Origin of the sequence: Blautia coccoides, assembly GCF_034355335.1 — a bacterium.
Taxonomy (GTDB): Bacteria; Bacillota; Clostridia; order Lachnospirales; family Lachnospiraceae; genus Blautia; species Blautia producta.
Genome location: NZ_CP136422.1, coordinates 1,500,077 through 1,520,730, shown reverse-complemented (window position 1 = coordinate 1,520,730; position 20,654 = coordinate 1,500,077). Strand labels below are relative to the sequence as shown.

Here is a 20,654-nt window from a genome sequence, read left to right as displayed (position 1 = left end):
TATTTTCCATATCTATCTATATATCTCCGGATGCTCTCCCAGAATCCTTTCTGCCAGCTCTCTGCTCTCAGTACAAACCTCTTCCATGATCCTATCCACATCCGGAAATCTCCACAACCCCATATAGGACTTAAAGATCACATCCGGTATGCTTCCCTCCATCATCTCCAGGCTTTCATCATAGAGCACGAGGGTGCGTTCCATACTGACAGAAATAAAGTTGCCATACCATCCCATTTTTTCGGCTTCCTCATCCGACAGATCCGGCCTGTAGTTGTCGCGGATACTCATATAAGTCTCCACCCCGGACTGTGCGATCACATCGAGCAGTATATCATTGCGCAGTATATCCCGGTAAAAGGCCTCATATTTTTCTGAGGAAAACACCATGTAATTCAGATTGACAAGAAGCCCGGAATACAGGATCGGATTCCTGTGCCGGTTCACATACATCTTCGCAAAAGCGGCAAATCTGTGATACATCCGCTGTACGATCTCCAGCGCAATATCACGTTTTGTCTTAAAATGATAAGCTACCAGCCCCAGGCTCACATCAGCGGCAGCCGCAATCTGCCGCATACTTGTCTTCTCATACCCTTGTTCTATAAAAAATCCTCGCGATACTTTCAGAATCTCTTCCTTTTTATTTTCCTGTTTTTTCCCTTCTCCAGCAGATGTTCCCATAAATACTTCCTCAACTTTTCTTTAATATTCCGGCACTCCCATAATATCAGTCTTATTTTTAGAAGTCAACAATAATTGTCCACTTTCTGCTGTGGCCGGGCTGACCCGGGATTTTACTTCGCACGGCGAAGCTGACGTTCATTCTGTTTTTCACAGAAACAGGAAAATCTCTCTGCTGAAACAGAGAGATTCCCCCTTGATCGTATATAAAAATCAAAACCTTATTTTTCCTATCTGCAGCTGCAGTCAATGGCATCATTCGGACAGTTCATGGCACATCGGCCGCACTCCAAACATCCGAAATGTTTGATCTCATATTTCCCGTCAGCCGTTGGATGGATCACATCCTCCATACAGACCTCCTCACAGGTGCCGCATCCCACACAGCGCTCCTGATCGATCACATAGGCCCAGGGACGGACTTTGGCACCGCCGAAGCAGAAACGCAGACGGCAGACAATGTCGTCCTCGGGAAGATGAAAAATCTCACCCTCCCCGCTGTCCAGGATAAAGATACGGAACATATCCAGATCTTTCCTGTAAAGTGCCTTGGTTCCCGGATTCAATTCCCAGTATTTCGCATAGATCTCAGGGTGTTCTTCCGGGTCTATCTCTGTCACATGGGCATTCAGTCTAACACTTGCAGACAGACGTTTCACGGTATCTCGGATAATGGTTCCCACCAGATATGGATTTTTCTGAAGCTCATAATATACGGGCTTTCCCTTTGCAATTCCTATATAAAAGTTTCCTTCATCGTCCAGATAGTGCACTTCCAGTCCTCTGGCTGTGGGCATCTTCCCGTCAATCGCGGTTGTGCCGAACACCATATATCCCACTTCATGGACAAACTGAAATGCTGCTTTTTTTATTTCTTCATTGGAGCTTTCCTCCGTCAGCCCCAGAGCCGGAGCCGGATTAAAATCTGACATTACAATACCTCCCAATCTGAATTTTATCTCTGGTATCCCCTATGCTTCCTCGTAGCTGACTTCTATCTCCACCTTGTGGAACTTCTGACGGATCAGCGGATAAATACATGCCACAGCCAGATAAGTCAAAATTCCGATAACATAATTCATATGGATCTCCAGACACTCATAGTAAACAAATGCCGCACTGACAAGGGCACCCATGACACATAAAAATGTATACAGTTTATCATTGATATGGAACTGGGAGCGTTTCCAGATTTCCGGTATTTTCTTAGGCATGGTGATAATAGCCAGGCACAGAATGACCTGTACACAGTTAGCCAGGGTGTTTCCGATATTTGCAATATCTCCCACATTCATGCCGCTTAAAATAATAACTGAACAGAGTACATAAATTGTCAGGATGATATAATGGGGTGTACCGAACTTGTCATTACGTTTTGCAAAAAACTTCGGCCACCATCCATCTTCCGCGGCCTGTGCGATGGGGGCCTGCAGCCATCCCAGGTTTGCGTTCAGAGATGTCACCAAAGCTACCATTGCGCCGCCCACGATAAAGAAAATATACAGCGGAGTGGGCAGGATTTCTCTTGCCACCTTGGACAGGTTCTGGCCTGCAACATGTTCCACCGGGAACACACCTGCTGCAACCACACCTACACCGATGTAAAGGATCGTAACGATCACAGTTCCGACAACGATACAAAACGGAATATCCTTCTTGGGGTTCTTGGCCTCACGGCTCATATTGATTATAAAGGTAGCGCCGCTGGTAGCCATGGACAACAATGCTGCTGCAGACATAACTCCCGTGAATCCGTTCGTGAAAAATTGATTCTCATTAAAATATCCCGGTTCCAGATGGATGATTCCGAAACCTGTAAAGAGAAGCAGCGCAATTACCAGAACAATTACCAGCAGATATTGTACTTTCGCAGCCACCTGGATTCCGCAGAGATTTAAGACCACGAATATGGTCAGGATAGCGAAGGCCACGATCTTGCCGTTGATCTCCGGAAACGCGGAGAGCACGTAGTCCGCAAAGGATGCAGAATACATGGTCGCGCCAAAAAAGTAACTGACAAACACTACAGAATACAGTCCGGCGAACCACTTGCCGCCGAACATGGCTGCCTGCGTATAGAATCCGCCGTTCATACGGATCGTACCTGATAAAAAGAACTGCGGCAGTGCCACAATAGTTACCATAACCGCACAGATAATATAGGACAGTAAAATAGAACGCCCTGTGATCCCAATGGCAAGACCGGTCATTGTCATAACACCGCCGCCAATTACGTTACCGATTGCAATCGCCAGCAAATCGCCGCGACCTAAACTTTTTGAACCATCAGCATTTGTTTTAGCCATAAATATTCACCTCTCACACTCAGCCCAAACCTCAAGTTTCCCCTTTTTCCTTCAAACGGCAGATCAATGCCGTATCCGCCTGCGGACATTTTGTATAACAGATGCCGCAGTCGTCGCAATCCATTTCTTTTATGTAATATTTCCCGTCTTCCTTCTGATGGATCGCGCGTTCCACACAATTTTCCTGACAGACACCGCAGCCCACACACTCCTCGGTGATCCTATAAGTCATGGGTCTTATCTCATCTCCGCCGAATGCAAAACGCAGACGCCGTATTCTCTCATTGGCGTACAGATGGAAAATCTCTCCTTCCCCTCTGTCAAGCTTGTAAAGAGCCACTATGTCAAAATTCTTCCGGTACATCTCTTTTGTACCGGGATTCAGTTTGAAAAACTCATCCCAAACTGCCTGGTCTTCTGTCTCGCTGACCCATGCACTCAAACGCAGAGAATATCTCTCATCTATCAGCGTATTCAGCACTAACTGAGGACGTTTGCAGAGTTGTTCATATGTGGGTTTCCCCTTGGATGTCATGAAATACAGATTCCCGTCACTCAGGCGGTTAAAATCCAGTATCCTGTTCTCCGGCTGGCCGTCGTTCACAGTTGCCGCCGGCATAAAACGTATCTTACCAATCAGTGCAAATGCCTTCTCCCGGATTTCCTCCATGGTATTGACATCTGTAAGACCCCATAAAATATCTTTTTCTTCCATACGCGTAACCCCTTTATCTACTTGCTCTCTCCTACCTCAATGAACTTTCCGCCGATATTCTTTACAATCTTGCCGGCCTGTTCTCTCACATATTCACTGGTGAGCAGAATCGTCATAAAGCAGTGGGGACGAATGATTTTTTTGTAAACGATCGGACAGTGTTTTACTCCTGCGGGACAGTAGATACATGTATTTTTTGTGATGGTGTAAGGCTCTCCGTCAATATAGAAATCCGCTTCCCCCCACACAGCATTAATGTCATCTCCCACCCCGTTGTAATTGGGCATGAAAAATACCAGCTCATCCACGTCATGTACATGTTCATCCACATAAGGATTCTTATTAGGAATCTCATAGAACCAGGACAGGCTCATATTCACCTTGCAGTCAGGAAACAGATCTGAGGAGCTGTATGTCTGCCCCAATGTTCTTCCTGTCTTGATATCTCCTTTGTCGTCCCTTTCATCGTCCATTACCGGCGGTACATAATCCGGAGAAATAATAAGATGTTCCCATTTTCTATTACCCATTTTCTTACCTCCCATAAGCAGCCCCTGTTTGGTGTGCACTTCCAAAAAGAGCTGAATTTCAAATGCCTTTTCCAACTGAACGCGTTCAGTTTGTTCTTGCCTCTATTATACTGAACATGTTCAGTTGTGTCAAGTAAAACACTGTCTTTTTATCTCGTTAAAGTGCCGTCCGTTACTGTCTGACTGTAAAAAGTAACAGATTTCCCGGTATTGTAATGATATGAAAAAAGAAAAGCCGGAACTTTTAAAAGTTCCGACTGCATCTTCTTATACTTTTATTTCTTTTGATACTTACGTTTCTTTTTTACACTTCAGCTTTTTTACGCTTCTGTTCCTTTTTTATATTTCTGTTTTTTACACTTCTGTTTCTTTTTTATATTTCTGTTTTTTACGCTTCTGTTTCTTTTTTATATTTCTGTTTTTTACACTTCTGTTTCTTTTTTATATTTCTGCTTTTTTACACTTCTGTTTCTTCTTTTTTGTCTGCTATTCTTTCAAAGACCATCTCATATCCGTCATTGCCGTAGTTCAGACTTCTGTTTACACGGCTAATCGTGGCTGTGGAAGCCCCTGTCTTCTCAGAGATATCCAAATATGTTCTCTTATCCTTCAGCATCTTAGCAACCTCAAAACGCTGTGAAAGGGAAAGAATCTCATTTATTGTACACACATCCTCGAAAAAGAGATAACACTCTTCTCTGTTCTTTAAACTGAGGACAGCATCAAACAGGGAGTCTACTGCCTCCGTATGAATTTTCTTGCTCATATACATACATTCTCCTTATTGTTTAGTTTTCACCCCAAGTGTAGTAACACATCACCCGTATATATAGTAGCACACTAAAATTTTAAAGTAAAGCAGTCTTGTGCACTTTTTTTATACTAAAGTATTAAAATTTTATTAATTATTGTTTTTATGCACATATTTCTTCAATTCTTCAACAGAACGGTTCACGATCAGTTCCTCCGGAAACTGCATTTCCTCTACTATCTTTTCTGAATAGCAGCGGCAGCCGATCAGTTCGTCCACATGCGCATCGCTGTTCATGACTATAGGGACCTGATATTCCATACAATACCGGAGCATTGTTTTCACATTTTCCTCCCCGTTCTCCCTGCTGCAGCGTGGGTCCAGAGAGTTGTTGTTCAGCTCCAACAGTACATGGTGCTCCTTTGCAGCCTGCACAAGCGCCAGAAAATCTACCGGGTAGCGACCGTCATCCGGGTGCCCGATTATATCCACATAGGAATTTTTCATTGCTCCCAGATATGCCTGGGTATTCTCTTCCCTGGATCCAGGCTTTATCGTAGGGATATGCATGCTGGCTATGACGATATCCATCCGTTTTAAAAGGCGTTCTTCCATATCCAGGGTTCCGCTGTGATCCATAATATTGGCTTCAACGCCAAAGAGCATCTCCACCCCAAACATCCGGCGGTTCAGCATTTTTGTATTATCAAAATAAAATCCATTGCAGGTACCCGGCATAGCAACTCCATGCTCTGTAATTCCCAGCAGTTCCAATCCCTTTTCAGAAGCAGCCATTGCCATCTCACGAATCGTATTGTATGCATGCCCGCTGGCAAGGGTATGGGTATGCACATCCAGAACGTATTTCATTTTTTTCACCTCATATTTGACAATAGAAAACTTAAGATCCTGTCTTTTCATCACACTCCAAAATGGAGCGTGCAGATTGTGGGAATGAATTTTCGGACACAATCCGGTACTGCACCGGCATTAATATAATGCGGTACTGGGACAGTATATCACACTTTGCCGCGGGAAAGCAACACCAGTGTTCTTCCCACACACAGGATTCTTTGACGGACTGGAAGATGCGGAAGGGTTTTTAAGCAAAAACAAACTGCTGTCACGGGCTTATGAGAATCCCTGTGACAGCAGTCATCGCTGTATTTCACCAAGCCGGTATTCCCTATCCGACTGGCTCTTTATTTGATCAGTTTATCATTTATGAAATAGTCAAACAGCTTCCCTGTTTACTAGTACATCGTAAATTAAATGACTTCACTATCACTGAGAATAATTTTTCGAGAGTGCAGGCGCAAAAACGTAGGCGTAGCGGGCTACGTTGAGGCTTTTGCACCTGTGCTATCGGAAAATCGGGCCAGTAAATAGGGTAGTTATTTAATGAACGATGTACTAGTCTTAATTCCTGATATACTAGATGATCTCACTGAAAAGATCTTTAACTGTGGGATAAATCTTTGCGAACTTGCGGTATTTCTCCTCGTATTTTGCAGCCAGTTCCGGTTCCGGCTCCACTGTGTCGATCACCTTCACGATTTTGGCAGCAGCATCCTCTACGGAAGCAAATTCCCCATTTGCCACAGCAGCCAGCATAGCGCCGCCCAGGGCCGGGCCTTCCTCGGATTCAATGACATCCACCTTGATATTTAATATATTGGCGATCATTTTTTTCCACAGAGGACTCTTTGCTCCGCCGCCGCAGATTTTTGTACGCTCAATCTTGACGCCCAGAGATTTGGCAACCTCAAAGGAATCACGGATAGCAAAGGCAACACCTTCCAGTACGGCCTGCGTCATATCAGCTCTTGTACTGTCCATGGTCAGGCCGATAAAGGTACCTCTGGCATTGGGATTGTTGTGAGGAGAGCGCTCTCCCATCAGATACGGCAGGAAATACACATTGTTCTCGCCCAGCTTCTCGATCTTGGCCTGTTCTCCTGCGTAATCCTTGGTTCCGATGATCTCATCCATCCACCATTTGTTGCAGGACGCAGCACTGAGCATACAGCCCATCAGATGATAGCATCCGTCAGCATGAGCAAAGGCGTGAAGGGCATTGTTGGGGTCCACACCAAAATCTTTACTGGAGATAAAGATGGTTCCGCTGGTTCCCAGAGAAATATTACACATTCCGTCACCTACGGTTCCCGTACCTACAGCCGCAGCAGCGTTGTCACCTGCACCTGCCACGATCTTACAGGAGGCCGGAATTCCCAGCTCCTCTGCAAGCTCCGGTTTCAGCGTGCCCACAGTCTCATAGCTTTCAAAGAGTTTCGGCATCTGCTCTTCTGTGATACCGCAGATATCCAGCATCTCCTTAGACCAGCAGCGGTTCTTTACATCAAGAAGCAGCATACCGGATGCGTCTGACATATCACAGCAGTGTGTACCTGACAGTTTGTATGCCAGATAATCTTTCGGAAGCATGATTTTTTTGATCTTCTTAAAGTTTTCCGGTTCGTTTTCCTTTACCCACAGGATCTTGGGTGCGGTAAAGCCGGCAAATGCAATGTTGGCTGTATACTGGGACAGCTTGTCTTTTCCTATTACCTGGTTCAGATAGTCTGTCTCCTTGCCTGTTCTTCCGTCATTCCATAGAATAGCCGGACGGATCACGTTGTCCTGCTCATCTAAAATAACAAGTCCGTGCATCTGTCCGCCGAAGCTGATACCTGCCACCTGGCTCTTATCACAGTCTGCAGTCAGTTCCCTGATGCCCTCCAGACTTTCTCTCCACCAGTCTTCCGGCTTCTGCTCAGACCAGCCGGGATGAGGGAAGGAAAGAGGGTACTCCCTGGAAACGATCTTCTCTATTTTTCCTTCGCCGTTCATGAGAAGCAGTTTTACGGCAGAAGTTCCTAAATCCACGCCAATATATAACATGATTGATTCTCCTTTATCTCTTAAACTAAATACAGTATTCTTCTGAAATGCATGTTCAGATAGAGGCTGCTCTTGCGGGCAGCCTCCTGATTTTGTCAGCAGATATTTTTATGCAAATGGATTCTCTGTTGGATACAGAACACCTTTTGGCTGGTTGTAGTTGATTTCTTCCACTTCCACGCCTAAATATTTGAATACTTCATATAATGCTTTTCCAAAGTGACCGAAAGCCACAGCTCCGTGATGCGGATAGTTCTTCTCCACCAGAACGTGACGGTAGAAACGTCCCATCTCCGGAATGGCGAACACACCGATGGCACCAAAGGAACGTGTTGCTACAGGCAGAACCTCGCCCTGTGCAATGTAAGCGCGCAGTTTGCAGTCTGCTGTGCTCTGCAGACGGTAGAATGTGATCTCACCGGGAGCGATATCACCTTCCAAAGTACCCTGTGTCACTTCCTCCGGAAGTGTTCTTGCCATGATCATCTGATATTTCATGGAGCAGAAGGACAGTTTTCCGGATGCGGTATTGCCGCAGTGGAAGCCCATGAAGGTATCTTTGTGTGTATAGTCGTATTTGCCTTTGATCTCGCCTTCATACATGTCAGCCGGTACTGTGTTGTTGATATCCAGAAGTGTAACGGCATCCTGGCTGATAACAGTTCCCAGATATTCGCTCAGAGTTCCCCAGATATCCACTTCACAAGATACAGGGATTCCGCGTCCTGTCAGACGGCTGTTCACATAGCAGGGAACAAATCCGAACTGCGTCTGGAATGCAGGCCAGCATTTTGTAGTCAGAGTCACATATTTTCTGCATCCCTTGTGAGCTTCTACCCAGTCAAGCAGTGTAATTTCGTACTGAGCCAGTTTCGGAAGAATCTCCGGTTTCATATTGCCTTCGCCCAGTTCGCTCTCCATATCTTTTACAACATCCGGGATACGCGGGTCGTCAGCATGGTTTTTATAGCTCTCAAACAGGTCTAATTCGGAATTTTCCTCGATCTCAACGCCCAGGTCATAGAGACGTTTGATCGGTGCGTTGCATGCCAGGAAGTTCTGAGGACGCGGTCCGAAGCTGATGATCTTCAGGTTCTTCACTGCTACCAGCGCACGGGCAATCGGTGCAAAGTCTGCGATCATTTCTGCCACTTCTTCCGGTGTTCCTACCGGATATTCCGGAATATATGCTTTTAAGTTACGCAGTTTCAGGTTATAGCTTGCATTCAGCATTCCGCAGTATGCGTCACCACGGCCCTGAACCAGATTGTCTCCTCTTTCCTCTGCGGCAGCTACTACCATAGATGGTCCGTGGAAATATTTTACCAGAAGGGTCTCCTCTGTCTCAGGTCCAAAGTTACCAAGATAAACAACCAGTGCGTTACAGCCTGCTTCACGCAGCTCTTTTAAAACTTTCTGCATGTCAGTCTCGCTCTCTACAACGGTGGGACATTCGTAAATCTCTCCTTTGTAGGATGCAACAACTGCTTTTCTTCTGTTCTCTGACAGTGACATTGGGAAACAGTCACGGCTTACAGCCACGATACCCAGTTTTAATTCCGGCATGTTTGCTAAATTCATAATTCTTATCCTCCTGAATTTTATGTTGCTGTTTTCTTTTTATTTGTTTTCTGGTTTCCGGTTATCAGTCTTTTACAGACAGGTTCTCACCGATCAATCCCTCGAACGCGCCTTCGATCTTGGCGTCTTTGTGGGCGATCAGCCATTTGTTTCTGGCAAAGAGAAGTTTGTCCTCACCGGTGTTGTTCTGAACAGCAGGTGCCTCTGTGTTGGTCCCTTTGGGAAGAATAACTGCTGTGCAGAATTTATTTCCGTTTACATTACATGGAGCATAGTGCAGAGTAGTGGCATAGACTTCGATCACGGTTCCTGCCGGTACTAAAAATGCTTCCATTTTAGATGTGTCATATGTATTGTCTGCTTCGATGTCCTGCTCTCTTCCGAGAATCAGGATCAAATCTGTCAATGCCACGTTCACCTCACTGTCTCTGTGGTATTCCACAGCATTCAGCAGGTAGTTGCTTCCGTTGCAGTAGCCAATCTGGATGGGCATTCCGCCGAACAGGCTGTAAGCGATCTTCTCTGCACAGTCACAGGCTTCCAGCTTCTCATCCGATGCGACATAGATGACATCATCCGGCTTCGGAGTTTCCTCCAGCGCTTTCAGAAGACTGCTCACATCAAGACCTTCCACGACCTTACCATAAGCCTTGAATTCGGCATCCCTGACATTTAAAATTTTCATGGGAATTGACCTCCTTGGGAATTAGTTTATCCATTAAACTATATACTCATGCTACCATTGACAGGAAGAAAAATCAAGTTGTTTTTTCAAAAATTAATAAGTTTTTTTGAAATAGGGAGTCAGGATGAACAGATCCGGAGAGAAACAACAAAAAAACAAGACGGAATCCATAGCATCCTGCATTCCGTCTTGTTTTCCTTTCCCAAAGAGAGTGGAAATTTATTTTCACTTATTTTAATACGATATCCTTTTCAAAATACGTCTTAGAAATTTCTGTCAGCGTCCCGTCCTTTATCAAAGGCTTCAAAGCCTGGTTCTCGATAGCCGGAATCAGACAGCTTCCCTTTTTGCCAAATACAGCAAGCTCTGTATATTCCACCTCTTCTCCCAGTTTATCCCGTACCTTTGAGACATCTGCGTATGCTTTGGTGGCAGAGTAATATTTTTGATTCCAATCGGTTATGCCTACCGTGGAGATAACACAGTCATACAGATCAGCATCCAGGGAATTCAACAGATTCTCTTCTGTTGTGTCTATGATTTCCAGGGACAGTCCCAATTTTTCCGCTATTTTTGTAGCTGTATCAGGGGCAAAACCTGCTGGTTTGGCTGTTTTTTCATCCACGTAGCCCATGGAGCCATCCTTTAAATTGATGCCCACTTTCAGGACACCTTTTTCTATGGTTGTGATCTCCCCATCCCCTTCACAGTCTTTCGGGGTTCCGCATCCGGCCAATGCTGCGGCTGTCAGAACTGCTGCTGCCAGAGCACAGACTATACGGCGGATTTTATTTTTCTTCAATTGTAACCACCTCATTCTTTGTTTTCCAATTTGCAAATACCTATGAAAAAACATAACATGCTCTGCTCTTTTTGTCAAATAGCTGTGAAAATATTAAGAAAGACAGAAAGAGGATCGTCTTGACAGGAACAAAATACGAACATTTGTTTTTTTACTTGTAAAAGATTTTTCCTTTTGGTATGATAATAGAAAGCAAACAACGGAAAGGTTTCTGGATATGAATGCATGGAATGGAAAACCCTATCACTCTTTTGACTATATGCTGAAAGAGCGGTTTTCGGAAAAAGTTTATAAAGTGGCATTGAATGGGGGGATGACCTGCCCCAACCGGGACGGCACCCTTGACAGCCGCGGCTGTATCTTCTGCAGCGCGGGAGGTTCCGGAGATTTTGCGGGTGACAGGAGGCTGTCTGTCACACAACAGATCAATGAGCAGGCTGACAGAATACGCAGCAAACGAAATGCCTCTCACTTTATCGCTTACTTTCAGGCCTATACCAATACCTACGCACCTGTGGAATATCTCCGGGAGATTTTTACGGAGGCTGTTTCAAATCCCGATATTGTGGCGTTGTCCATCGGGACCCGGCCTGACTGTCTGGGAGATGATGTTCTGGAACTTCTGAGCGAATTAAATGAGCAGAAGCCTGTATGGGTGGAGCTTGGACTGCAGACCATGCATGACAGCACTGCCGCATACATCAGAAGGGGATATCCCCTCTCTGTTTTTGAGGACGCGGTACGCAGGCTGAGAGCATTGGATCTTGAGGTTATCGTGCATACCATTCTGGGACTTCCCGGTGAAACAAAGGAAGATATTCTGGAGACTGTCTCCTATTTAAATACACAGGATATCCAGGGGATCAAGCTGCAGCTTCTTCACATCCTGAAAGGCACAGACCTTGCAAAGGAATATGAGGAGGGCAGATTCTCTGTATATACAATGGAGGAATATATCGATCTTGTCATAGCCTGCCTGGAGCACCTTTCTCCCCGCATTGTGATACACAGACTCACCGGGGACGGGCCGAAGGAGCTTCTCTTAGCACCGCTCTGGAGCAGTGCCAAGAAAACAGTCCTCAACACACTGCACCATGAGTGCAAAGTCAGGGGGAGTTATCAGGGACGGCTTTACACTGATTCCAATGTACACCAGATGGCATAAAAAAGGAGGATTCTTTATGGCTGAACCACTCACTTTATACAAACTGATCATACTATACATGCTGCAGAAGGTGGATTTTCCACTGAGCAATGCACAGATATCAGGATTTATACTGGACAAAGGATATACAAACTACTTTCATCTCCAGCAGGCGATCTCTGAACTGATCGAATCCGGTCTTGTACGTTCAGAGACTGTGCGCAATGCCTCATATCTGAAGATCACAGATTCGGGGAATCAGACATTGGAATACTTCGGAGAAGAAGTCTCCGATGAGATCAAAAAAGACATCGAAAAATTCTTCCTTGAAAATTCCATGGAACTGAAGGAAGAACGCTCCGCTATGGCTGACTACTACAAAAGCGATAAGGAAGGATATCTGGTGCGCTGCCAGGCGAAGGAAAGAGATATCCCCCTCATAGATATGACACTCACCGTACCCACAAAGGAAGCCGCTGAGGCTCTGTGCGCGGCGTGGAAAAACAAAAGCAAACAGGTATATGAAAGCCTGCTGGATATGCTCCTGTGAGTATTCCGTAACTTATGGCATATTGCTGTGCCATAAGTTACCGGATGCCCCGGTCATATCCGGCAGGCTTTCATTGGCCCTTCATTGACCTTCATTTGCCCTTCCGTATCCTGTCCAGATGATCCTTAATGTTCTTTTCGTAACCGTTTTCTGTAGGCTCATAAAACCTACTGCCCAGTATCTCTGTTGGCAGGTACTGCTGTTCCACATAGTGATTCGGATAGTCATGGGCGTATTTATATCCCACGCCGTGTCCCAGTTTTGCAGCCCCTTTATAATGGGAATCCTGGAGGTGGGGCGGCACTGTGGTACGGACGTTTTTTACGGAATCCGCGGCCTGGAATACCGCCATGCAGGCGGCATTGCTCTTCGGTGCGCTGGCCACATAGGTCACAGCCTGGGAAAGGGTGATCTGTGCCTCCGGCATGCCCAGTCGCTCCACTGCCTGCGCTGCCGCCACTGCCACAACTAATGCCTGAGGATCTGCATTACCCACATCCTCTGAGGCACATATCATGATCCTTCTGGCTATGAATTTGATATCTTCCCCTGCATACAGCATTTTGGCCAGGTAATAGACCGCTGCATCCGGGTCAGAACCCCGCATACTCTTTATAAACGCAGATACCGTATCGTAATGATTATCCCCGGTTTTGTCATAACGCACTACCCGCTTCTGAATACACTCTGAGGCCACGTCAAGAGTCACATGTATCTTTCCGTCTGCCCCTTTTTCCGTGGTCAGTACCGCCAGTTCCAGGGCGTTTAATGCTGCTCTGGCATCTCCGCCTGCGATATCTGCCAGAAACTCTCTGGCATCCTCCTCCAGCTCCACATCATAGCTCCCCATCCCCTTCTCCACATCAGTGGCAGCCCGGATCAGGAGTCTGCTGATATCCCGGCGCTCCAGCGGCTTCAGCTCAAAAACAATGGAACGGGAGATCAGGGCGCTGTTGACTTCAAAATAAGGATTCTCCGTGGTGGCTCCTATAAGGATCAGGGTTCCGTCCTCCACAAAAGGCAAAAGGTAATCCTGCTGCCCCTTATTGAACCGATGGATCTCATCAATAAAAAGAATCGTCTTTTTCCCGTACATGCCCAGATAGTCCTGAGCCTTTTTCACCACTTCCTCCATATCCTTTTTTCCGGCAACTGTTGCGTTCATCTGTTGGAACTGAGCGCTGGTGGTATTGGCAATGACCTTTGCCAGTGTGGTCTTTCCCGTGCCCGGAGGCCCGTAGAAAAGTACACTGCCCAGCTTGTCTGCTTTTATGGCACGGTAAAGCAGCTTTCCTTTACCGATGATATGCTCCTGCCCCACCACCTCTTCCAGCGTTGTGGGACGCATCCTGGAAGCCAGGGGAGATTCATTTTCCAGAGTCTGTTCTTTCATATAATCAAATAGATCCATTATTTTCTCCTTATTCCAGCAACAGTTCATCCACTGTCACAAATTGGTATCCCTCCTCAGTAAGTGTATCTGCGATCTGCAGGGCAGCTTCCACGGAGGTGTCAAAAATATCATGCATTAAAATAATATCACCTTCCTCCACATCTTTCACTACCCTTTTTACAATTTTTTCTGTATTTTGCGTTTTCCAGTCCAGAGAATCCACATTCCAGGACACGGGGATCATGGTGATGCAGAAATCCAGGTTCTTTTTCCATGCACCGTATGGGGGACGCACAAAAGAAGAATATGTTCCTGTTGTTTCATATATCTTGTTGCACCCTTTCAGCACTTCGTCTCTTGCCTTAGACTCTGATAATTTGTTGAGCTGTACATGATTATAAGTGTGGCTGCCGATCAGGTGTCCCTCATCCTGGATTCTCTTTACAATATCCTCATTTCCCTCTATGTTCTTGCCTATCAGAAAAAAGGTGGCGTGAATACCGCGTTTTTTCAGGCCGTCCAGAAGTTTTGGCGTATAGACCGCGTGAGGGCCGTCGTCAAAGGTCAGGGCAATCTTGGGATGTTCCTCATCTGACAGTTCTCCTGCAGTCTGTATATCCATCTTTCCAACGGACTCTGTACCGTATTTCAGCGCCCCCACTGCTGTCAGTACCAGTAGGACTGCCAGGCAGAGCCATGTTTTATTTTTACTCATATCGCAACTCCGGCCAAACTGTTCCTTCTATTTATATGTCTTTATTTTCGTGAAAAGACTTTCTCTTCACACGTCAATATGATAAAATATCAAAATAATGTTTTTACAATATATATAACAAACCATACAACAAAAGGCCGAAAATAGTTACTGTTCGCAGATTTGCGCATTTGCAGGGCTGCGAATCGTAACGGGAAATGCTTTAAGATGCTGCCGGCCGAGGGAGGGAGTTTTCACATGACATTAGACGTATTATCTTCACTGGCCATCTATGCCCTGGTGACGGGATGGTCGCCCGGTCCCAACAATGTACTGCTTCTGAGCACCACAGGGCAGTTCGGACTGAAACGAAGCATGAAACTGATCACCGGTATATGGACCGGTTTTTTGACTATTATGCTTCTGTGTGCAGGCTTCAGTGTAGGGTTGGGCAGATTTCTGCCCGGAGTGGTTCCCTATCTGAAATACATAGGCGCCGCTTATATCCTGTATCTGGCATTTACAGTTCTCAAAAGAAAGCCTGTCCAGGCCGATGATGGCACAGGCAAAGCGCCGTCCTTCGCCTCAGGATTTCTCCTGCAGTTTATCAACGTAAAGGTTATCCTGTATGGCATCTCCGCTCTGAGCAGCTATGTTCTTCCCTACGAAAGCGGTATTCCGTCTCTGATCTTCTTTGCCTTTTTCCTGACCTTTTTCGGTGCAACGGGAAATCTGGTCTGGGCTATCATCGGAAGCATATTTCAGAAATGGTACAATAGATATTATAGAGTGTTCAATATCGTAATAGCGCTGCTGCTTCTGCGCTGTTCTGTAAAACTGATTCTGTAAGGCTGTTTCTGCAAAGCTTTTTTTGCAAAGCTGTCTCTGTCAAATTGATTTTGTATTCAACAGTATCTCTACATATGTTCATAAAAAACTGCCGTCGGTGCGGTTCCATTTCACGGAACCTATCACCAGCGGCAGTTTTTCTTTTATTATTTCGTATTCGTTACAAATGCGTTGACTAATTCCTGTCCGTCGTCATATCCCTGTGATTTCAGTTCTTTGACAAACCAGTCCTCAATCCCGTCAACTGCTTTTTTGAAGGAATCAATGTCCAGATCTTCATACTCTGTAATCTTCACGCCGTTCTTTTCTGCCCAGCGTTTCTTGATCTCATTATCTCCGGCCCGGTTGATCTCACGCTCATATTTTACTGCTTTTGCTCCGGCTTCATCCACTACCTTCTGCTGTTTTGGTGTCAGACTGTCATACAGCTTCTGATTGATACAGAAGAACAGGCAGTCATAGTTGGCATTCCACATAGAGCAGTATTTCTGCACTTCCTGTACACTGGCTGCATCTATAGCCGGAAGGGGATTTTCCTGTCCCTCCACAGTATTCTGCTGCAGAGCCGTATAAGTCTCTGACCAGTTCATATTGGTGGCGTCAGCCCCCCATCTCTTATAGCATTCCATGAGCAGATTAGAGCCTGCCACACGGATCTTCAGGCCTTTCATGTCCTCTGCGGATTTGATATCCCGGACAGAATTGGTCAGCTCCCGGAAGCCGTTCTCAGCCATACCCATACAGTGCAGGCCGTATTCTCCAAGGATTTCCTTCATCTTCTCTCCGCCTTCTCCATCCAGTTTTTTGTCCGCGTCTTCAACTGACTGGAACAAAAACGGAATGGAAACCACATTGAAACGAGGGTCAAAGGCCGAATAGATCAAATTGGAATGCATGGATATCTGTACCGGGTCACCATCCATCAAAGCCTGAATGCCCTCCGACTGGTTTCCATTGGTGAGCTGATCGGCTGCATAGACGTTTACCTTCACTTTGCCGCCTGTGGCCTGTTCCATCAGTTCCCCGAATTTTTCTCCGGCTTTTGCCCAGGTGCTTGTCTCTGTGGTGGAGCAGGCAAAATTCCAGGTCTGCTCACTCCAGTCCAGATCACTGGAATCTTCCATCGTATACTCTGCGGCGCTTCCCTCCTCAGAAGTAAATGCAGCGATCAGTTCGCTGACCTCTGACTTATCATAACCTTCTTTTACAAGTTCCTGTTCATACCACTGGGGAATGTCTTCCACAGCTTTTTTGAAGGAATCAATATCCAGATCCTCATAGGCAGTCACATCCATACCGTTTTCTGTCTGCCAGCGGTTCAGGATCTCATCATCCCCGGCGCGGTTGATCTCCCTCTCATACTGTACGGCCTTCTGCCCGATCTCATCCACAACCTCCTGCTGCTTGGGCGTCAGCTTGTCATAGACTTCCTGATTGATGCCAAAGAAGAGACAGTCATAATTGGCGTTCCAGAGAGAACAGTATTTCTGTACTTCCTGTACACTGGCCGCATCTATTGCCGGAAGGGGATTTTCCTGCCCTTCCACAGTGTTCTGCTGCAGGGCTGTGTAAGTCTCTGACCAGTTCATGTTCGTCGCGTCAGCGCCCCACCTCTTATAACATTCCATCAGCAGGTTGGAGCCTGCCACACGGATCTTCAGATTTTTCATATCATCTGCACTTTTGACTTCCCTTACGGAGTTGGTGAGCTGGCGGAAACCATTCTCTGCCATACCCATACAGTGCACACCATAGCTCTCCAGGATCTCTTTCATCTTCTCTCCTGCTGCCCCGTCCAGTTTGGCATCCGCATCCTCCACGGAATTGAAGAGGAACGGCAGGGATACCACATTGAAACGCGGGTCAAAGGCAGAATAGATCAGGTTGGAGTGCATGGATATCTGTACCGGGTCCCCGTTCATCAGAGCCTGTATTCCCTCTGACTGATTACCGTTAGTGAGCTGGTCGGCTGCATAGACGTTTACATGGATCTTTCCGCCTGTGGCCTTTTCCATCATTTCACCGAATTTACGTCCCGCCTCAGCCCAGGTACTTGTCTCTGTGGTAGAGCAGGCAAAATTCCAGGTCTGTTCTTCCCAGGCAAGATCACTTCTGTCCTCCACCTCATAATTGCCTGAGGTTTTGGAGGTAAACGCGTCTATCAGTTCTTTTACCTCAGTCTCATCATACCCTTCCTTCACCAGCTCCTCCTGATACCACTGGGGTATGTCCGCAACGGCATTTTTGAAGGAATCAATATCCAGATCCTGGTATTCTGTTATCTCCACGCCGTTCTGGTCAGTCCAGCGCTCTTTGATCTCGTCATCACCGGAGCGGTTGATGTCACGCTCATAGTCCACAGCCTTTTTGCCTGCCTCATCTACCACCTTCTGCTGTTCCGGTGTCAAATCCTTGTACAGCTCCCCGTTGATACAGAAGAACAGGCAGTCATAGTTGGCATTCCACATGGAACAGTATTTCTGCACTTCCTGTACGCTGGCCGCATCAATGGCCGGAAGCGGATTCTCCTGGCCCTCCACTGTATTCTGCTGCAGAGCCGTGTAGGTCTCAGACCAGTTCATATTGGTGGCATCAGCCCCCCATCTCTTATAGCACTCCATGAGCAGATTGGAGCCTGCCACACGGATCTTCAGATTTTTCATATCATCCGCGCTTTTCACTTCCCTTACGGAGTTGGTGAGCTGGCGGAAACCATTCTCAGCCATGCCCATGCAGTGCAGTCCGTATTCCTCCAGAAGCGCGTTCATCTTATCGCCCGCCTCGCCGTCTAACTTGGTATCTGCATCCTCTACAGAGTCGAAGATAAACGGCAGGGAAACCACATTAAAGCGAGGGTCAAAGGCCGAATAGATCAAATTGGAATGCAGGGATATCTGCACAGGATCCCCATTCATCAAGGCCTGGATACCCTCTGACTGATTTCCGTTGGTAAGCTGGTCAGCCGCGTATACCTTCACATGTACCTTGCCGCCTGTGGCCTCTTCCATCAGTCTGCCGAACTGTTCCCCGGCTTTCGCCCAGGTGCTTGTCTCTGTAGTAGAGCAGGCAAAGTTCCAGGTCTGCTCCTCCCAGCCCAGATCACTGTAGTCACCGATCACATTGTAGTCCTCAGAGCTGCTGTCCCCTGCTGTGCTGTCTGTACTGCCCGCAAGTTTGGAAGTACCCGTATAGGAGCTTCCTGCAAAGGCCTTCGGCAGACACACGGAAATCTGGGGAATGTATGTGACCATCAACAGCACGATGATACAGGCGGCGATCATGGGGACAACCGCCTTGGAAATCTGCTGCAGACTCACCTCCAGTCCCTTCTTGATCTTGATGCTGATGGCGACAAACAGATTGACACCCACAGGAGGCGTCACCTGCCCGATTGCCAGGTTGACCGTTGCCAGAATACCAAAGGCTACCAGATCATATCCCAGAGCCTTGCACACCGGCAGCATAATGGGGATAAATATGTACATAGCAGAGTTTGCGTCAATGAAGCACCCTGCGATCAGGAAGATCACATTCACGATCAGAAGGAAAATGAACTGATTGTGGGCCACACTTCCCAACAGTTCTGACGCTGCCTGTGAAATTCCGAACTTGGTACAGACAAAGGAAAACAGGGACGCACACGCCACGATCAGCATGATGCCTCCGGTTGTCTTAGCTGATTCCACGAAGATATCGATCAAATCCTTGAATTTTACTTCTCTGTAGATCACCATTCCCACAAAGAGACCGTATACCACAGAAACGGCCGCCGCCTCTGTAGGTGTAAACACTCCGCCGTAGATACCGCCCAGAATGATCACCGGCATCAAAAATCCCCAAAACGCATCGCCAAAGGCGCGAAATCTCTCACCCCAGGACGCCTTCTTGGTGGTGGGCTGGATCCCATTTTTGCGGACTTCGATCATGATGACAAAAATCAGGGCAAGTCCCATCAGAATTCCCGGCAGGATACCGCCCGCGAACATATCCGCGATGGACACACCGGTAATGGACGCGTATACCACAAATGCAATACTGGGCGGTATGACAATAGCTATGGAGCTGGATGTGGCCATCATAGCCGTGGAAAACGGTGCCGAGAAGCCTCCCTCCTCCACCATGGCCGGAATCAGGACTGCACCCAGAGCTGCAACCGTAGCCGGGCCTGAACCGGAGATCGCTCCGAAGAAACAAGCTACAATAACGCACACAATGGCGATACCGCCTCTTTTGTGTCCTACGCAGGTATTTACAAACTTGATAAGACGTTTGGATATGCCGGCCTTTGCCATAATATTTCCGGATAAGACGAAAAACGGAATGGCAAGAAGCAAAAACTTACTGATGCCGGAATACATATTGGTTGCCACAATGGTCAGGGACGTGCCTGAGTACAGGATCGCGCACACAGAGGACAGGCCCAGACAGATGGCAACAGGAACATTCAGGATCAAAAAGATAAAAAAGGATAAAAATAATACCGCGCTTACCATTTATGCCTCCTCCTTTTTCTCAACAAATTTAAAATCTGTACAAAAATCAATACAATACTCCACAAAATGCAGGATCATGCAGACCGCTCCAATGGGCACAAAGGACCAGAAGATCCATTCCGGCCAGTTCAGCACAAAAGTCCTCTTTCCGTTTGCAAGCTGGGTCAGCACCTTATCCATGCCGTATTTAAACAATATTGCAGTGAATATCACAGAGAGCACAGTCACAAGAATGACAATGGGTTTCTTAGTTTTCTTTGGCAGCCTGTCTGTGACCAGCGTAAGGCTTACCAGCTCTCCTTCCCGGCAGGCCAGAGCGGCTGCCATAAGTGTGATCAATACAAAAACTGCCACCACCAGTTCTTCCGTAAATGACCAGGAACGGTGGATCACTTTCCTGGAAAACACATTTCCCACAGTCAGAACCAAGATCAGCAGTGTAGACGCAGCCAGGATCAGCTTCTCAGCCGAAGCCAGCACATCCATGATTTTTTTGTAGACTTTCATCACATTTCCTCCTCTTGTTATAATAAGACTTATAAAATTCCACACACATCTGCCCGTGTACCGCGC

At 46.7% G+C, this 20,654-nt stretch carries 18 protein-coding genes; 3 read left to right on the top strand and 15 right to left on the bottom strand.

Translation table 11 applies throughout. The features are described 5' to 3' along the window. Positions 1-12 precede the first annotated feature (12 nt). The 11 genes from BLCOC_RS06545 to BLCOC_RS06495 all read right to left on the bottom strand — a co-directional run bounded on the left by BLCOC_RS06545 (position 13) and on the right by BLCOC_RS06495 (position 10,958). Positions 13-684: a TetR/AcrR family transcriptional regulator gene (locus BLCOC_RS06545; protein ID WP_018594191.1), complete on the bottom strand. Its 672-nt coding sequence runs from the start codon at positions 682-684 to the stop codon at positions 13-15. A 230-nt stretch (positions 685-914) separates the two neighbouring features. Further along, positions 915-1,616 (bottom strand): 4Fe-4S binding protein, encoded by a 702-nt coding sequence (locus tag BLCOC_RS06540; protein ID WP_029470104.1) that lies wholly within the window; start codon positions 1,614-1,616, stop codon positions 915-917. Between the two features lie 39 nt (positions 1,617-1,655). Beyond that, positions 1,656-2,990 carry an APC family permease gene (locus BLCOC_RS06535; protein WP_115624768.1) on the bottom strand — a complete coding sequence of 445 codons (1,335 nt, stop codon included), beginning with the start codon at positions 2,988-2,990 and terminating at the stop codon, positions 1,656-1,658. 31 nt (positions 2,991-3,021) lie between these two features. Further along, positions 3,022-3,705 carry a pyridoxamine 5'-phosphate oxidase family protein gene (locus tag BLCOC_RS06530; protein ID WP_115624767.1) on the bottom strand — a complete coding sequence of 228 codons (684 nt, stop codon included), beginning with the start codon at positions 3,703-3,705 and terminating at the stop codon, positions 3,022-3,024. A 17-nt stretch (positions 3,706-3,722) separates the two neighbouring features. Beyond that, entirely contained in the window at positions 3,723-4,235 is a 513-nt protein-coding gene (locus tag BLCOC_RS06525; RefSeq protein WP_130180768.1) for a cupin domain-containing protein, read from the bottom strand. Between the two features lie 457 nt (positions 4,236-4,692). After that, a complete protein-coding gene (locus BLCOC_RS06520; RefSeq protein WP_026255353.1) occupies positions 4,693-5,001 on the bottom strand; it encodes a YerC/YecD family TrpR-related protein in 309 nt (102 codons plus the stop codon). A 135-nt stretch (positions 5,002-5,136) separates the two neighbouring features. Beyond that, positions 5,137-5,856 (bottom strand): phosphatase, encoded by a 720-nt coding sequence (locus BLCOC_RS06515; protein WP_029470105.1) that lies wholly within the window; start codon positions 5,854-5,856, stop codon positions 5,137-5,139. Between the two features lie 564 nt (positions 5,857-6,420). Beyond that, positions 6,421-7,890 carry a xylulokinase gene (xylB, locus tag BLCOC_RS06510; protein ID WP_115624766.1) on the bottom strand — a complete coding sequence of 490 codons (1,470 nt, stop codon included), beginning with the start codon at positions 7,888-7,890 and terminating at the stop codon, positions 6,421-6,423. A gap of 108 nt (positions 7,891-7,998) precedes the next feature. Beyond that, positions 7,999-9,471 carry an L-fucose/L-arabinose isomerase family protein gene (locus BLCOC_RS06505; RefSeq protein WP_115624765.1) on the bottom strand — a complete coding sequence of 491 codons (1,473 nt, stop codon included), beginning with the start codon at positions 9,469-9,471 and terminating at the stop codon, positions 7,999-8,001. A gap of 64 nt (positions 9,472-9,535) precedes the next feature. Further along, on the bottom strand, positions 9,536-10,156 hold the full coding sequence (locus BLCOC_RS06500; RefSeq protein WP_018594200.1) for a DUF4867 family protein: 621 nt from the start codon (positions 10,154-10,156) through the stop codon (positions 9,536-9,538). A 229-nt stretch (positions 10,157-10,385) separates the two neighbouring features. Beyond that, a complete protein-coding gene (locus tag BLCOC_RS06495; RefSeq protein WP_049924326.1) occupies positions 10,386-10,958 on the bottom strand; it encodes a transporter substrate-binding domain-containing protein in 573 nt (190 codons plus the stop codon). Between the two features lie 217 nt (positions 10,959-11,175). Between BLCOC_RS06495 and mnmL the strand changes: the two genes are divergently transcribed. Both mnmL and BLCOC_RS06485 read left to right on the top strand, forming a co-directional pair. Then, on the top strand, positions 11,176-12,123 hold the full coding sequence (mnmL, locus tag BLCOC_RS06490) for a tRNA modification radical SAM protein MnmL/YtqA (RefSeq protein ID WP_115624764.1): 948 nt from the start codon (positions 11,176-11,178) through the stop codon (positions 12,121-12,123). A gap of 16 nt (positions 12,124-12,139) precedes the next feature. Next, a complete protein-coding gene (locus BLCOC_RS06485; protein ID WP_018594204.1) occupies positions 12,140-12,652 on the top strand; it encodes a DUF4364 family protein in 513 nt (170 codons plus the stop codon). 91 nt (positions 12,653-12,743) lie between these two features. On the opposite strand, the gene BLCOC_RS06480 is transcribed toward BLCOC_RS06485, so the two are convergent. Together BLCOC_RS06480 and BLCOC_RS06475 are read right to left on the bottom strand one after the other, a co-directional pair. Continuing rightward, positions 12,744-14,063 (bottom strand): replication-associated recombination protein A, encoded by a 1,320-nt coding sequence (locus tag BLCOC_RS06480; protein WP_018594205.1) that lies wholly within the window; start codon positions 14,061-14,063, stop codon positions 12,744-12,746. A 10-nt stretch (positions 14,064-14,073) separates the two neighbouring features. Further along, complete coding sequence (locus BLCOC_RS06475) at positions 14,074-14,760, bottom strand: polysaccharide deacetylase family protein (RefSeq protein ID WP_029470110.1); 687 nt, start codon at positions 14,758-14,760, stop codon at positions 14,074-14,076. A 237-nt stretch (positions 14,761-14,997) separates the two neighbouring features. On the opposite strand from BLCOC_RS06475, the gene BLCOC_RS06470 reads away from it, so the two are divergent. Next, positions 14,998-15,588 (top strand): LysE family transporter, encoded by a 591-nt coding sequence (locus BLCOC_RS06470; RefSeq protein ID WP_165392433.1) that lies wholly within the window; start codon positions 14,998-15,000, stop codon positions 15,586-15,588. 146 nt (positions 15,589-15,734) lie between these two features. Here the strand turns inward: BLCOC_RS06470 and BLCOC_RS06465 are convergent, their stop codons facing one another. Together BLCOC_RS06465 and BLCOC_RS06460 are read right to left on the bottom strand one after the other, a co-directional pair. Further along, the gene (locus BLCOC_RS06465; RefSeq protein WP_115624762.1) at positions 15,735-20,081 is read right to left on the bottom strand and encodes a DctP family TRAP transporter solute-binding subunit; all 4,347 of its coding nucleotides are present in this window, start codon (positions 20,079-20,081) and stop codon (positions 15,735-15,737) included. Next, complete coding sequence (locus tag BLCOC_RS06460; RefSeq protein WP_029470113.1) at positions 20,082-20,588, bottom strand: TRAP transporter small permease; 507 nt, start codon at positions 20,586-20,588, stop codon at positions 20,082-20,084. It lies immediately after the preceding gene. Between the last annotated feature and the right edge of the window lie 66 nt (positions 20,589-20,654).